Source organism: Achromobacter sp. ACM05 (genome assembly GCF_019218915.1).
In the GTDB taxonomy this organism is placed as follows: domain Bacteria; phylum Pseudomonadota; class Gammaproteobacteria; order Burkholderiales; family Burkholderiaceae_B; genus Achromobacter; species Achromobacter animicus.
Genome location: NZ_JAHUWQ010000021.1, coordinates 1 through 279, shown reverse-complemented (window position 1 = coordinate 279; position 279 = coordinate 1). Strand labels below are relative to the sequence as shown.

2 tRNA genes are annotated in these 279 nt (G+C 54.8%); both read right to left on the bottom strand.

From position 1 onward, the window contains the following. Positions 1-51 precede the first annotated feature (51 nt). A tRNA-Ala gene (locus KW836_RS27705) sits at positions 52-127 on the bottom strand. A 25-nt stretch (positions 128-152) separates the two neighbouring features. Then, positions 153-229: transfer RNA gene (locus KW836_RS27700), tRNA-Ile, on the bottom strand. Between the last annotated feature and the right edge of the window lie 50 nt (positions 230-279).

Below are 279 nucleotides of genomic sequence, written 5' to 3'. Positions count from 1 at the left end.
CGACACTATGAGTTGGCCTCTACATCGCCACCGGCGATCAATGAGAATCAATGGTGGAGGTGAACGGGATCGAACCGATGACATCCTGCTTGCAAAGCAGGCGCTCTCCCAGCTGAGCTACACCCCCCATATTCCGCGCATCGCGAAATACCTGGTGGGTCTGGTTGGATTCGAACCAACGACCCCCGCCTTATCAAGACGGTGCTCTAACCGACTGAGCTACAGACCCAAAACCTTCTCGGATCAGTAGTCAGGAAGCTGAAGACCCAGGGAAGATTC